General features: G+C 62.1%; 12 protein-coding genes. 4 read left to right on the forward strand and 8 right to left on the reverse strand.

Annotated features, from left to right (window positions below; translation table 11 throughout):
* Positions 1-191 precede the first annotated feature (191 nt).
* Both E8E68_RS08935 and E8E68_RS08940 read left to right on the forward strand, forming a co-directional pair.
* Positions 192-1,337 carry a GGDEF domain-containing protein gene (locus E8E68_RS08935; protein WP_266029726.1) on the forward strand — a complete coding sequence of 382 codons (1,146 nt, stop codon included), beginning with the start codon at positions 192-194 and terminating at the stop codon, positions 1,335-1,337.
* Positions 1,338-1,424: 87 nt separating this feature from the next.
* Positions 1,425-1,592 carry an SDR family oxidoreductase gene (locus E8E68_RS08940; protein ID WP_323054376.1) on the forward strand — a complete coding sequence of 56 codons (168 nt, stop codon included), beginning with the start codon at positions 1,425-1,427 and terminating at the stop codon, positions 1,590-1,592.
* A gap of 9 nt (positions 1,593-1,601) precedes the next feature.
* Here the strand turns inward: E8E68_RS08940 and E8E68_RS08945 are convergent, their stop codons facing one another.
* From E8E68_RS08945 to E8E68_RS08965, 5 genes are all read right to left on the reverse strand, one after another.
* The gene (locus E8E68_RS08945; RefSeq protein ID WP_266029727.1) at positions 1,602-3,665 is read right to left on the reverse strand and encodes a PAS domain-containing protein; all 2,064 of its coding nucleotides are present in this window, start codon (positions 3,663-3,665) and stop codon (positions 1,602-1,604) included.
* 63 nt (positions 3,666-3,728) lie between these two features.
* A complete protein-coding gene (locus tag E8E68_RS08950) occupies positions 3,729-5,390 on the reverse strand; it encodes a PAS domain-containing sensor histidine kinase (protein WP_266029728.1) in 1,662 nt (553 codons plus the stop codon).
* A gap of 57 nt (positions 5,391-5,447) precedes the next feature.
* The gene (mapR, locus tag E8E68_RS08955; protein ID WP_266029729.1) at positions 5,448-6,857 is read right to left on the reverse strand and encodes a GntR family transcriptional regulator MpaR; all 1,410 of its coding nucleotides are present in this window, start codon (positions 6,855-6,857) and stop codon (positions 5,448-5,450) included.
* Between the two features lie 50 nt (positions 6,858-6,907).
* Positions 6,908-8,302, reverse strand: coding sequence for a cytochrome c oxidase accessory protein CcoG (gene ccoG, locus E8E68_RS08960; RefSeq protein WP_280340758.1), 1,395 nt, complete (start codon positions 8,300-8,302; stop codon positions 6,908-6,910).
* A gap of 121 nt (positions 8,303-8,423) precedes the next feature.
* The gene (locus tag E8E68_RS08965) at positions 8,424-8,663 is read right to left on the reverse strand and encodes a DUF3203 family protein (RefSeq protein ID WP_110747661.1); all 240 of its coding nucleotides are present in this window, start codon (positions 8,661-8,663) and stop codon (positions 8,424-8,426) included.
* Between the two features lie 172 nt (positions 8,664-8,835).
* Between E8E68_RS08965 and E8E68_RS08970 the strand changes: the two genes are divergently transcribed.
* The gene (locus E8E68_RS08970; protein WP_266029732.1) at positions 8,836-9,354 is read left to right on the forward strand and encodes an MgtC/SapB family protein; all 519 of its coding nucleotides are present in this window, start codon (positions 8,836-8,838) and stop codon (positions 9,352-9,354) included.
* 532 nt (positions 9,355-9,886) lie between these two features.
* On the opposite strand, the gene E8E68_RS08975 is transcribed toward E8E68_RS08970, so the two are convergent.
* The 3 genes from E8E68_RS08975 to E8E68_RS08985 all read right to left on the reverse strand — a co-directional run bounded on the left by E8E68_RS08975 (position 9,887) and on the right by E8E68_RS08985 (position 12,151).
* On the reverse strand, positions 9,887-10,786 hold the full coding sequence (locus E8E68_RS08975) for a hydroxymethylglutaryl-CoA lyase (RefSeq protein ID WP_266029733.1): 900 nt from the start codon (positions 10,784-10,786) through the stop codon (positions 9,887-9,889).
* 19 nt (positions 10,787-10,805) lie between these two features.
* Entirely contained in the window at positions 10,806-11,204 is a 399-nt protein-coding gene (locus tag E8E68_RS08980; RefSeq protein ID WP_019099730.1) for a MerR family DNA-binding transcriptional regulator, read from the reverse strand.
* A gap of 68 nt (positions 11,205-11,272) precedes the next feature.
* Positions 11,273-12,151, reverse strand: a complete 879-nt coding sequence (locus E8E68_RS08985) for a helix-turn-helix domain-containing protein (protein ID WP_280340768.1) — start codon at positions 12,149-12,151, stop codon at positions 11,273-11,275.
* Positions 12,152-12,322: 171 nt separating this feature from the next.
* Here E8E68_RS08985 and pobA point away from each other — a divergent pair, with 171 nt between their 5' ends.
* The gene (pobA, locus tag E8E68_RS08990) at positions 12,323-13,510 is read left to right on the forward strand and encodes a 4-hydroxybenzoate 3-monooxygenase (protein ID WP_280340770.1); all 1,188 of its coding nucleotides are present in this window, start codon (positions 12,323-12,325) and stop codon (positions 13,508-13,510) included.
* Positions 13,511-13,599 lie beyond the last annotated feature (89 nt).

Here is a 13,599-nt window from a genome sequence, read left to right on the forward strand (position 1 = left end):
TCAGGTTGGCTACCCAGCAAGAAGTGATAGCAATATGATATCTATGCTGGCAGGGCAACCTTGAAGCTCAGCTATCATTTGCAGGCAGCCGACCACGGCCTCTCCGAAAAGTCATCACGAGCGCATACAATCGCGCCCTTTCCTCGTTAACCAGATAGGCCAAAGCGTATATGGCGCTAGATCCACCCACGATGCTGACCATTTCGGTCGCCCTGGCGGCAGCAGCTGCCCTGTACCTGGCGATTGAATGGCGCAGTGTCCGCGAACCCTCGCTGCTGTTCTGGAGCGCGGGCTTCGCCACAATTACTGTCGGTTGCATCCTGGCTTTGTTGCGCGGGATCGGTTTGCTGTTCATCGGGATCTGGTTTGCCAATGGCTTGTTGGTGGTGGCACACGGGTTTTTCCTGATGGGTGTGCTGCGCTTTACCCAGGAGCGCTTGTCGCGTTCCTGGCTGATGATCGTGGTGGTCTGGTTCGCCTTGCTGCTGTTGCCCGTAGGGCCGCAGTGGTCGAAGGTGATGCTGATGGTCAACTCGTTGCTGGTCGCGGCGTTGACGCTAAAGGCCAGTTTGCTGCTGCGGCCGCATGGCAAGTCGCTGAGCGTTGGCGCGGTGCAGTTGCGCTATGTGTTGTTGATTCATGGTCTGTTCTATGTGGTGAAGGCAATCATTGCGATCACCCCGGGCACCTTGATTGACCTGGCGACCTTTGGTGGGCTGATCATTCAGGTTTCGCTCGTGGAAGGGGCGATGGCAATCATGCTGATTGCCCTGTCGATGACCGGTACCGTGCGTTACCGACGTGAAGAACGGATTGCCCGGCTGGCGGCGCGCGACCCGCTGACCGCGCTTTACAACCGGCGAGCGCTGGAGGTGCGGGCGACGCATTTCTTCAAGGACGTCAGCCCGGTGCAGCCTGGGGCATTGCTGCTGATCGATATCGACAACTTCAAGCTGGTCAACGACCTGCATGGGCATATTGCCGGGGACCGTTTGCTCATTGCACTGAGCGAGATGATTCGCACGGTGCTGCCGGAGCGGTCGCTGGCGGCGCGCTTGGGCGGGGACGAGTTCGTCATCCTGCTGAGTGGGGCCAGCAGTGAGCGGGTGATGGAACTGGGTGGGGTGCTGCGCGAGCAGTTTCATCAGTATGCTGGCAAGACCGTGCCTACACCCCAGGCGGTTACCTTGAGTATCGGCGCGAACCTGTTCGATCAGCCACCGGCGAGCCTGGCTGCCTTGATCGAGCAGGGCGATGTGGCGTTGTATCAGTCCAAGCGGGGCGGGCGTGACAGTATCCGCTTTGTCGAGCGCCCGATGGCCGACCTGGGTCAGTAACCTGCACTTTTGCTTTTGCTGCTGAGTGCGCGGTAGTCCAAGCCATACAGACTGCGACTTCAGTAGACCCAGCGAAGGCCTACTGAAATCGCGACGATCAAGATCAACCGCAGAGGGTTGGCTGTGCTGATCTTCGTCATTCCCATGGGCCGTGGCGGTTACCCCGAGAAAGTGGCCGAGGCCATTCTCTGGCTGCTCTCGGACAAAGCCTCCTGCACCACCGGCAGCTTCATCGACCTGAGCGGCGGGCGCTGAACGCCCCCGTCAACCCATCAGCAACTCGCGTATGCGCTCGGCCAGCACTTCCAGTTCGAACGGTTTGGTCAGCACCTGTGTACCTTGCAGCAACTGACCATCACTGAGCGCCGCGCTTTCGTCGTAGCCAGTGATGAACAGCACCTTCAGGTCGGGGTAGCGTTCGCGACAGCGTTCGGCCACCTGGCGGCCATTCAGGCCACCGGGCAGGCCGATGTCGCTCAGCAGCAAGTCTGGGCGTTCAGCGTTTTGCAGGTAAGCCAAGGCCGTTGGACCGTTTTCGAACGCATCTACCTGGTAACCCAGCTCTTCCAGTACTTCGCAGACCACCAGGCGTAAGGCTGCCTGGTCTTCGATCAGCAAGATGCGCTGCGTACCCGTGCTGCTCTTTCTCAACGGCCCGCGAGGTCTGGCGGTTGGGGCCAACGGCTGTTCGTGGTGGCGGGGTAGCAACAGTTCGATGCGGGTGCCTTCGCCAAGTACCGACAACACGCGCAGTTGCCCGCCCGACTGGCGCACGAAGCCGTAGGTCATCGACAGGCCCAGCCCCGTGCCCTGGCCCATCGGCTTGGTAGTGAAGAACGGTTCGACTGCTCGCTCGGCGATCTCCGCCGACATGCCCGTGCCGTTGTCGACAATGCTCAGGCGCAGGTATTCGCCGGCTGGCACCTCCAGTTCCAGCGCCTGTTGTTCGTCAACGTGCAGGTTGTCGCCGATGATCTCGATCACGCCACCGCCTGGCATGGCATCGCGGGCGTTGATGCACACGTTGAGCAGGGCGCTTTCCAGCTGTGGCGGGTCGATAAAGGTCGGCCACAGCTCAGTGGTGAACCGGCTGCCGAGGGTAATGGCCGGGCCAATGGTGCGGCGCAGCAGCTCCTCCATGCCGGCCACCAGCGTTGCCACTTGCGTGGAACGGGGCTGAAGGGTTTGCTGGCGCGAGAACGCCAGTAACCGGTGCACCAGCGAAGAGGCCCTTTGTGCCGAACCGCTGGAAAGCTCCAACAACGGCTCCAGGGCATCGTAACGCGACTGGTGCAGGCGTTGTCGCATCAGCTCCTGGGCGCCGAGGATGCCACCCAGCAGATTGTTGAAGTCGTGGGCGATGCCGCCGCTGAGCTGGCCCACGGCTTCCATCTTCTGCGCCTGGCGCAGGGCTTCTTCGGCTTTGGCCAGGCGCTCCTGTTCCAGCACCCGCTCACTGATGTCATAGGCGAACAGGAATGCCCCCTGTATGTCACCCTCATGGTCACGCAGGGCGTTGAAGCGAAGTTCGTAATGACGCTGAACCGGAGCCTTGCCAAAAACGCCGGTTTCCATGAACGCCTCACCGGCCAAGGCACGTTGCCACATTGGCAGCATCGGCGTCTGGTCAGCGTCGCCTTCGTTGACCAGCCCAGGCAGGTACTCGCCGATTTCCGGTACCGACCCGTAGAGCAACTTGAAGTCATGCCTGGCCTGGCGATTGACGGCCAGCCAGCGCATGTTCTTGTCGACCACGTGCACGTTGACCACGCTGTGATCGACCAGCTCGGCAAACAGACGGCGCTCTGCCAGTGCTGTATTCACCCGTTGCTCAAGCTCATCGTTCAGCTGCTGCAGGGCCTGCTCCGCCCGTCGGCGCTCGGTGACGTCCTGGAACAGTACCGCTACCTGGCGTTTTTCGGCAGGCTCCACGCGAAAAGTGGTCACCGACAGCACGCGGCCGGTTGCGACCAGTTCCTGCTCGAAGTGCAGGGGTTCCCCGGTGCGCAGTACCGCCCCATAGCGTGCCACCCAGTCATCCGCCTCGTCAGGCACCATTTCGCGCAGCTTCTGCCCAACCACGTTGGGGATGCCTGCGTGCTTGGCGTAGGCCGCGTTGGCCAGTACATGCACATAGTCACTCAGCGGGCCGTGCGGGCCGTCGAAGAACTCGATGATGCAGAAGCCTTCGTCCATGGTGTCGAACAGTGAGCGGTAAAAATCCGGGTCCTGTGCCTGATGGCTTGCAAGGCGTGCTTCGAGCAGCGCGTTCTGCCGCTGGAGTTCGATGACTTGCTGGCGAAGTGAGTGCATATCGCGGGAAGGCATGCAGGCGTCCGACAAAATGTGAGGCCAAGACTTTAGCGTGTTCACCCGCAGGCGGATAGCCGCTCAGCGTGCATGGGCGGTGCTTGCCAGCAGCCGTCCGATGGCTTGGGCAAGCGCTTGCAGATCGAACGGCTTGGCCAGCAGTTCGGTGTGCATGTCGGCTTGCGCCCTGGCCGTGCTGGCCGCAGTGTCATAGCCGGTAATCAGCAATATCGCGGCCTGCGGGGCGATGCTCCGACAGGTGTCGGCGAGCTGGTAGCCATCGATACCCCCCGGCAGGCCGACATCGGTGATCAGCAAGTCGGGTGGCCGGCCTTCATGCAATGCCTCGTATGCCTGGCGGCCGTCTTCGAATGCCTGCACGTCATGGCCCAGCTCATGCAACACCTCCAGCAGCACCAGCCGCTGTGCAGGCTGGTCTTCCACCAGCATCACCTTGACTGCCCGCTGCTGCGCCGGGGCCACAGGGGCAGGGGCTTGAGCGGCAGTGCTGGGCAAGTCGGCAGCGACGCTTTCATCCTGGGGGAGATACAGGCTGATGGCCGTGCCTTGCCCTGGTGTGCTGTCGATCCGCACCTGCCCCCCGGATTGCCGCACGAAGCCATAGACCATCGACAGCCCAAGGCCAGTGCCCTGGCCGAACGCCTTCGTGGTAAAGAACGGCTCAAGGGCCCGTTGCCGCACTGCATTGGACATGCCGATGCCAGTGTCTTCCACGCAGATGCGCAGGAACCGGCCAGCGGCCAGGTGCAGCTGATTGGCCTCGGTGTCTTCTAGCTCGACGTTGGCGCATGCAATGCTCAAGGTGCCGCCAAGGGGCATGGCGTCACGGGCGTTGATGCACAGGTTGAGCAGGGCATTTTCCAGCTGTTGGGGGTCGATGCGTGTTGGCCACTGCCCGGGCAGGGTGCGGTCGTGCAAGTCGATATGCGGCCCGATAGAGCTGCGGATCAAGTCATGCATGCCGGCGACCAACTGTTGCACATCGACCGGCTGTGGCACGAGGGTTTGCTGACGCGAAAAGGCCAGCAGGCGTTGCACCAGGGCGGCTGCCCGCAGGACGTTGTGCCGGCCACGTTCGATCAGCTCGTCGGTGTCGGCGAAGCGCTGCTGGCCAAGGCGTTCGCCGGCCAGGTCCAGCGCCCCGAGGATGCTGCCCAGCAGGTTGTTGAAGTCGTGGGCGATGCCGCCCGTCAATTGGCCAACCGCTTCCATTTTCTGTGATTGGCGAAGGGCCTCTTCGGCCTGGCGCAGGCGCTCCTGCTCTGCAAGCCGCTCGGTGATGTCATACGCGAACATGTATCCGCCCTGGATCCGTTGCTGCCCGTCGCGCCACGGATGGTAGCGGATTTCGTAGTGGCGGGACGCCTCGGGGGGGCCCAGGGTCAGTGTATCGACGAAGGCTTCGCCAGCCAGCATGCGGGGCCACACCGGTGCCAGCATGCCGGTAATGTCGGGCTGTTTGGTCAGGAACTGTGGCACGTAATCGCCGACCTTTGGCACGAAACCGCGGTAGCGCTCGAAGGTTTCCCGGGCCGTACGGTTGATGGCCACAAGGCGCAGGTTGCGGTCGGCGGCAAACACGTTGGCCAGGCTGTTGTCGAGTAGCTCACCCAACAGCCTGTTGTGTGCCTCGGCGCTGTCTTCGCGCTCGGCCAGGCGTGCCTCCAGTTCTGCGACGCGTGCTTGCAACTGGGCAATGGACGGGGGCGAATCTGGCGGCATGGCTCGGGCCCAAGGAGTGGATCGGGCAACTATAGTTGCCGCGCGAGGCAAGGGCCATCAGAACGAGCGAATGATCCGGCCAAGGGTTTCCATGGCCCGTTCGGCGCCTTCATGCCAAGGGCTGCCATAGTTCAGGCGGATGCAGTTACCAAAGCGGCGGGTAGGCGAGAAGATTGGCCCGGGGGCGATGCTGATGCCTTGGGCCAAGGCCATGTGGAACAGCTTGAGGGCGTCCATTTGCTCGGGTAACTCCAGCCACAGGAAGTAACCGCCGGAGGGTTGGCTGACCCGAGTCTGTGCGGGGAAGTGCCGGGCAATCGCCGCCAGCATGTTGGCCTGCTGCCCTTCCAGCGCGTAGCGCAATTTGCGCAGGTGGCGGTCGTAGCCACCGTGCTGCAGGTAGTCGGCGATGGCCGCCTGGGCAGGCATCGAGGCACACAGCGAAGTCATCAGTTTCAGCCGTTCGATCTTCTGCGCAAAGCGCCCGGCCGCTACCCAGCCGATGCGGTAACCCGGTGCCAGGCTCTTGGCAAACGAGCCGCAGTGCATCACCAGGCCTTGGGTGTCGAAGGCCTTGGCCGGTTTGGGCGCCTGTTGGGCGTAGTACAACTCGGCATACACATCGTCTTCGATCAACGGCACCTGATGGTGAGTCAGCAGTTCCACCAACGCCTGTTTCTTCGCCTCGGGCATGCTCGCGCCGACCGGGTTCTGGAAGTTGGTCATGCACCACACCGCTTTTACCGGGTGCTTTTCCAGTGTTTGCGCCAGCACACTCAGGTCCATGCCCTCGCGCGGGTGCACGGGGATCTCCACTGCCTTGAGCTTGAGCCGCTCCAGCACCTGCAGGCAGGCATAGAAGGCGGGAGCCTCGATGGCCACCAGATCGCCGGGCTGGGTTACTGCCTGCAGGCACAGGTTCAGCGCCTCCAGCGCACCGTTGGTAATCAGCAGTTCTTCCATGGGCAGCATCAGCCCGCCGACCATGTAGCGCAGGGCAATTTGCCGGCGCAGTTGCGGGTTGCCGGGGGACAGGTCGGTGACCACCATGCGCGGGTCCATGCTGCGGCTGGCACTGGCCAGCGAGCGTGACAGGCGTTGCAGCGGAAACAGCTCGGGGCTGGGGAAGGCCGAGCCGAACGGGATGGTGTTGGGGTCCTTGATCGAGTCGAGGATCGAGAACACCAGGGCGCTGACGTCAACGTCTGTCGACTCGCTGACCGGCTGCAGCGCCTGCGGTTCGCTGAACGGGCGCGGGGTGTGGGCGTTGACGAAATACCCCGAGCGCGGCCGGGCGCGAATCAGGCCACGCCGCTCCAGCAGGTAGTAGGCCTGGAACACCGTGGACGGGCTGACCCCGTGGGTCTGGCTGGCGTAGCGCACCGAGGGCACGCGCTGGCCGGGGCCTAGCACACCGGAGCGGATCAGTTCGGCAATATCGTCGGCGAAGCGTTCGTAGCGTTTCATTCTGGCCTTCTGTCGAAGCCTGGCAGGCAAGGTGGTTTCAGTGTAAGGGATCAGCGGTTCATGGGGGCGACGAAGCGGCTGTGGGCCACACTGTGGATCGCCGGATCGTCACGTTCGCTGATTTCGAAGCTCAGTGTCTGCGAACTGCTACGCGGTCGCTCGGCCACCATCGCCACCGACACTGGCAATTCACTCATTTCGCCTGCGGGGATGACCAGCGCAGTGCTGCCCTGCAAGGTGAAGCCGTCGGCGTCCAGCAGGCGCAATTCATAATGCCGGATGCGTTCGGTCTTGTTGATGACCTTCAGCAGGTAGATGTTTTCGATCTGACCAAGGGCGTTCTCCCGGAACAGGCCACGGTCCTTGATCACATCCAGCGACACCATCGGGCGCATCTGCAAGGCCAGCACCAGCGCCGTGATCATTATCACCAGGGCAGCGGCATAACCCAGCAGGCGCGGGCGCAGCCAGTGAGAGGTACCCCCTTGCAGACTGTGCTCCGACTTGTAGCCGATCAGGCCACGGGCATAGCCCATCTTGTCCATGACCCCGTCACAGGCGTCGATGCACGCGGCGCAGCCAATACAGGCCATCTGCAAACCGTCGCGAATGTCGATGCCGGTGGGGCATACCTGCACACACAGGGTGCAGTCGATGCAGTCGCCCAGGCCCTGTGCGCCAGGGTCGCTGCCTTTCTTGCGCGAGCCGCGGGTTTCACCACGCCCAGGGTCATAAGCGACTGCCAGGGTGTGCTGGTCGAACATTACGCTCTGGAAGCGTGCATAGGGGCACATGTGCAGGCAAACCGCTTCGCGCAACAGGCCAGCATTGATGTAGGTGGCGGCGGTGAAGAACAGCACCCAGAACAGTGCTACGCCGCCCAGCTGCAACGTGAACAGTTCAGTTGCGAGCGGCCGGATCGGGGTGAAGTAGCCGACGAAGGTCAGCCCGGTAAACACGCCGATGGCCAGCCACAAGCTGTGCTTGAGTGTGCGCCGGGCCAGCTTGTTCAGGCTCCATGGCGCGGCGGCGAGCTTGATGCGCTGGTTGCGGTCACCCTCGGTAACCTTCTCGCACCACATGAACAACCAGGTCCAGATACTCTGCGGGCAACTGTAACCACACCACACGCGACCGGCGTACACGGTGATCGCGAACAGGCCGAAGGCGCAGATGATCAGCAGCGCCGACAACAGGATGAAGTCCTGCGGCCAGAAGGTAGCACCGAAGATATGAAACTTGCTGTTGCCCAGGTCCCACAGCACGGCCTGGCGGCCGCTCCAGTTCAGCCAGGCGGTGCCGAAGAACAGCGCGAACAGGGCGCCGGCGAAGCCGATGCGCAGGTTGCGGTAAAGCCCGCTGAAGCTGCGGGTGTGAATGCCGTTATCGATGCGTCGGCTGGCTGGGGCGGTGGCGATCTCTGTAAAAGGGATTCTATCGGTCATGGCTCGGTGCTCATCAGGCCTCGATCAGGCATGAGCACTATGGCCCTGAAGCTGTTACCGGCACAGGTTCAGGTTTTGCGATAAAAACCGTATCAGATTGACCGTTCCGTCTCGCCAGGCCTTAGATCACCGAGCCTGGCGCGCTGGCCTTGAGATGCCTGCGGCTATCGACCGCACCTACCACGGTCAGTGCATCAGCCTCGGCTTCGGTAATCGGCACGCGCTGGCCAGCGAGCAGGGCCACCGACATATGCAGCTGCTCGTCGGTGATGATTTCGATATCCGGGCCATCGCCCTCGATGCGCAGGTCCTCGCCGATGAGCGTGCAGCGGCGGGTGGCTTCGTCGACTTCAATGGGCATGGGGTGGTCCTCCTGAGGGTGGTTACAGGGTGGACCGCGGCGAGTGGCGGGTTACTGCAATTAGCACGCTGAACGGCACTTTGCGCGGTGGCTGGTGGTCAGTTTTTATAGATGGCAGGCCGGGCCTCTGCATAGGGCCTGGTGACCCGATGTACAGCATGGGAACAAGGCAATGGAGCTCATCTGGCAGACGATCCAGGCTGAATTCGCCGATATCACAGACGAGCGCGAGGTGATAAGGGTCGTGGTGCGCCTGCTGATGGCGGCTGTCCTTGGTGCCGTGCTGGGCTTCGAACGCGAACACAAAGGCAAGTCGGCTGGGGTACGTACACACATGCTGGTGTCGCTCGGCGCAGCGTTGTTCGTGCTGGCACCCAGCATGGCCGGTGCCGACGAGCAGGCGCTAAGCCGGGTCATCCAGGGCATCGTCGCGGGTATCGGCTTTCTCGGTGCGGGCACTATCCTGAAAGGTAACGGCAAGGACACCAGTCACGTGAAAGGCCTGACCACCGCCGCCGGGCTGTGGATGACCGCTGCCATCGGCACGGCAGCTGGCATGGGCCGCGAAGCCACGGCGCTGATCAGCACGGTACTGGCCCTGCTGGTGCTGGGCACGATGCCGTTTCTGGTAGAGAAGGTCGAGGGGCAAGACGAGGAAAAGCAGGAGGAGGAAGAGGGCAGGAAGCACTGAGGGGAGCCGAAGCTCCCCTCAAAGCGTTGTTGCCTGCTCTTTTTTTATTATTGGGACTGGCCTGTTGTTGTTTTTGTAAGCCGGTCCTGGTGTTGCGGGCGACCCCCATGCGGGGTCAAGAGCAAACGTATTTTTTTGAGCGCTGACCTGCCTTCATCATTGCTGATCCGAACCTGGCTGCCGCTACCTTGAGGTAGTTTTATTGTTCTGTGCCAGACCGCGGGGCGTACCCCTGAAAAGCGTGTCGACTCCAAAAAAATCTGCTTGCTACGCCTCTGCCGTGTTGTTCTTGTTATGTCAGAGCCGTTACCTGTTGTTTTTATTGGGTGTCACATTCTTTTTGTTCTTGTACGAAAGATATAGCAGGGCGCGTGCCAACTTTTGAAAACCCTTTAAAATCAATGATTTATAGGTTTTGGCCCAAATCGACCGGCCTGAAATTCTGTCGATTTGTTTCCCTGTTACCCGATTTTTTGCTGCGAAATGTGGTGTAGGTAACACTTCACCCACACCTGTGTGACACCCGTATGACTTATCGCGCGGTGCGCGCCCGTGCCACCCGCGACCCATTGTCGCGACCCAGCACACTGCTGATGCGTTGGCCAGCGGCGATCAGCCGATCCAGATCGATGCCGGTTTCGATGCCCAGCCCCTGCAGCAGGTAGACCACGTCTTCACTGGCGATGTTGCCGGTAGCGCCCTTGGCATACGGGCAGCCGCCCAGCCCGGCCACCGAGCTGTCGAACACGCTGATGCCTTCGAGCAGGCTGGCATAGACATTGGCCAGGGCCTGGCCATAAGTGTCGTGGAAGTGCCCGGCCAGTTGCTCGCGCGGTACCCGCGCCGACACCACCTCGAACAGGCGCCGGGTGTCGCCGGCGGTCCCCGTGCCGATGGTATCGCCCAGTGAGACCTCGTAGCAGCCCATCTCGTGCAGGGCAAGGGCCACCGGGGCCACTTGCTCGGCGTTGACCTTGCCTTCATAAGGGCAACCGAGCACGCACGACACATAGCCGCGCACCCGCACCCCATGGTTGCGCGCGGCTTCCATGATCGGTTCGAAGCGCTTGAGGCTGTCGCTGATCGAGCAGTTGATATTGCGCTGCGAGAATGCTTCGGACGCGGCGGCGAACACCGCCACTTCCTTCACGCCTGCGGCCAGCGCGTCTTCGAACCCGCGCAGGTTGGGTGCCAGCGCTGCATAGGTAACACCGGGGCGCTGCTGGATACCGGCGAATACTTCGGCCGAGCCAGCCATCTGCGGCACCCATTTGGGCGAGACAAAACTGCCCACTTCGATGTAGGCCAGGCCCGCGTCGGTGAGGTCGTCTACCAGGCGCACCTTGTCGGCGACACTGATGGGCTGGGCTTCGTTCTGCAGGCCGTCGCGGGGGCCAACTTCGACCAGGCGGACGTGTTTGGGCAAGGACATGGTGGGTTTCCTGTGGCGTTCAGCGGTTGTCTTTGTTGTTCAGGGTGGCGGCCAGGGCTTGTTCGCAGCGCTCCTGGGCGGTGTCCAGTTCCAGTTGCATCTGGTGGATATCGAGCATCTGTTGCTCCAACTGGGCACGGCGTTCGGCGATTTTTGCCAGCATGCTGTTGAGCTGCTTGAGGTTGCCGCTGGTGGGGTCGTACAGCTCGATCAGCTCACGGCACTCGGCCAGGGAGAAACCGATGCGCTTGCCCCGCAGGATGAGCTTCAGGCTGACCTTGTCGCGCGCCGAGTAGATGCGCTCCAGGCCGCGGCGTTCAGGGCTCAACAGGCCTTGTTCCTCATAGAAGCGGATGGCGCGGGTGGTGATGTCCAGCTCGCGGGACAAGTCGGAGATGCTGTAGGTCTGGGTGCTCATGCTCGGGCTCGGCGTGGGGTATGCCGGTATCCTGAGGGCAGGTTGACGTTTACGTCAAGCAGCGCGGCTTATGCAGGCTGCACCGCCTTCCGATAGCCATTCGGTGTCTGCCCACTCAACCGCTTGAACCACCGCGCAAAATAAGTAGGGTCGCTGAAACCCAGGCTGTCCGACAGCTGCCCGATGCTCATGCGCGTATAAACCAGGCTGCGCCGTGCCTCCAGCAACAAGCGCTGGTGTACCACCTGCAACGCCGTCTGCCCACTTAACGCCCTGCACAGCTGGTTCAGCTGCAAACTCGGCACATTCAGCCGCGCAGCAAAATCCTCCACCGACAGGTGCTCGCGATAATGCGCCTCCACCAGGCGCAGGTACTGCCCCAGCAACTGGCGGTCCCGCTCATCACGGTTGCGCGGTGCCTGGCCCAACTGCTGGCGACGGCTGATCCACACCATCAGCGCCGTCACCAGCGCTTCGAGCATTGGCGCGCGCGCCGGGGCATTGCCCTGGTATTCCTGCTGCAGGGTATCGATCAGGCTGCGCAGGTGTGTGCGGTCCTGGCCCAACGGGTAACACGCAGGCTTTGTCAGCACGGTTAGCGGCGTACCCAGGCGTTGCTCCAGGTTCGCCACCAGTGCCGTGCCGAAGGTCAGCACATAACCCTGGATATCGGCGCTGAAACGAAAGCCATGCACGGTCATCGGCGGCACCACCTGGATCGCCGCTTCGCCGATGGCACTGCGCACCCCCTCGACTTCCACCTGGGCCTGGCCACGCTGCACATACAGCAGCTGGACCAGCTCGGCATGCTGGTGAGGCTTGATCTCCCAGTGGTGCAGGCGGCTGCGCGCCGGGATGGACTCGCAGTGCAGCAGGTCGGTACCCGGCCAGGCCTGGTTTTCGCCATACAGCTTGAACAACGGGACGCCGGGGAGGGTGGACTTCATCTGCGTTGACCTGTTCGCTAATCGAACGTTTTTTTTAAAAGTGCAGGTTTTGCATGGAATAGCACAGTTCAGTGGCTTTTTTTGCCAGTAAAAATGCAAGGGCAAACCCTAACAGCAGATGCCGCCCACTGCCAGTCCGCGGCCGGCATCGTCCGAATAGAGACAACAACAATGAAAACTCAGGTTGCAATTATTGGTGCAGGTCCGTCTGGCCTGCTGCTGGGCCAACTGCTGCACAAGGCCGGCATCGATAACGTTATCGTGGAGCGCCAGACCGCCGAGTACGTCCTGGGCCGCATCCGCGCCGGAGTGCTGGAGCAAGGCACGGTCGACCTGCTGCGTGAGGCTGGCGTTGCCGAGCGCATGGACCGTGAAGGCCTGGTGCACGAGGGGGTCGAACTGCTGGTTGGCGGGCGCCGCCAACGCCTGGACCTCAAGGCCTTGACCGGTGGCAAGACGGTGATGGTGTACGGCCAGACCGAGGTCACCCGTGACCTGATGCACGCCCGTGAAACCAGCGGGGCGCCGATCATCTATTCAGCCGCCAACGTTCAGCCGCACGAATTGAAAGGCGAACAACCCTACATCACCTTCGAGAAAGACGGCCAGGTGCACCGGCTGGATTGCGACTATATCGCCGGTTGTGACGGCTTCCATGGCGTATCGCGGCAGAGCATTCCCGAAGGCGTGCTGAAACAGTACGAACGGGTTTACCCGTTTGGTTGGCTGGGCCTGCTGTCGGATACGCCGCCGGTCAACCACGAACTGATCTACGCCCACCACGAGCGTGGTTTCGCGCTGTGCAGCCAGCGCTCGCAGACCCGCAGCCGTTACTACCTGCAGGTGCCTTTGCAGAACCGCGTAGAGGAGTGGTCTGACGAGCGCTTCTGGGGCGAACTGAAAGCACGTTTGCCCGCCGAGGTCGCGGCCGACCTGGTCACTGGCCCGGCCCTGGAAAAAAGCATTGCGCCGCTGCGCAGCCTGGTGGTCGAGCCGATGCAGTATGGCCAGATGTTCCTGGTCGGTGACGCCGCGCACATCGTCCCGCCCACCGGTGCCAAGGGGTTGAACCTGGCAGCTTCGGACGTCAATTACCTGTACCGTATCCTGGTCAAGGTGTACCGCGACGGGCGTACCGACCTGTTGCAGCAATACTCGCCGCTGGCTTTGCGCCGGGTGTGGAAGGGCGAACGCTTCAGCTGGTTCATGACCCAGCTGCTGCATGATTTCGGCAGCCACAAAGATGCCTGGGACCAGAAAATGCAGGAGGCCGACCGCGAGTACTTCCTGACCTCGCCGGCGGGGCTGATGAACATTGCCGAGAATTATGTGGGCCTGCCGTACGAGGAAGTTGTCTGAGGCCAGCTTGACCGGCCTCGGCACAGCGTCACATAAGCTCGCCCAAAGGCTTGAAGTCGGGTTCGCACTTGGCCCACAGTGCCCTGCTG

It is taken from the genome of Pseudomonas sp. BN607 (genome assembly GCF_029871175.1).
In the GTDB taxonomy this organism is placed as follows: Bacteria; Pseudomonadota; Gammaproteobacteria; order Pseudomonadales; family Pseudomonadaceae; genus Aquipseudomonas.

Coding starts and splice junctions, on each gene's coding strand:
- ccoG (WP_280340758.1), bottom strand. CDS start 8,302: ATGACCGATAGAATCCCTTTTACAGAGATCGCCACCGCCCCAGCCAGC.
- E8E68_RS08935 (WP_266029726.1), top strand. CDS start 192: ATGCTGACCATTTCGGTCGCCCTGGCGGCAGCAGCTGCCCTGTACCTG.
- E8E68_RS08945 (WP_266029727.1), bottom strand. CDS start 3,665: ATGCCTTCCCGCGATATGCACTCACTTCGCCAGCAAGTCATCGAACTC.
- E8E68_RS08975 (WP_266029733.1), bottom strand. CDS start 10,786: ATGTCCTTGCCCAAACACGTCCGCCTGGTCGAAGTTGGCCCCCGCGAC.
- E8E68_RS08970 (WP_266029732.1), top strand. CDS start 8,836: ATGGAGCTCATCTGGCAGACGATCCAGGCTGAATTCGCCGATATCACA.
- E8E68_RS08965 (WP_110747661.1), bottom strand. CDS start 8,663: ATGCCCATTGAAGTCGACGAAGCCACCCGCCGCTGCACGCTCATCGGC.
- E8E68_RS08985 (WP_280340768.1), bottom strand. CDS start 12,151: ATGAAGTCCACCCTCCCCGGCGTCCCGTTGTTCAAGCTGTATGGCGAA.
- E8E68_RS08980 (WP_019099730.1), bottom strand. CDS start 11,204: ATGAGCACCCAGACCTACAGCATCTCCGACTTGTCCCGCGAGCTGGAC.
- E8E68_RS08950 (WP_266029728.1), bottom strand. CDS start 5,390: ATGCCGCCAGATTCGCCCCCGTCCATTGCCCAGTTGCAAGCACGCGTC.
- mapR (WP_266029729.1), bottom strand. CDS start 6,857: ATGAAACGCTACGAACGCTTCGCCGACGATATTGCCGAACTGATCCGC.
- pobA (WP_280340770.1), top strand. CDS start 12,323: ATGAAAACTCAGGTTGCAATTATTGGTGCAGGTCCGTCTGGCCTGCTG.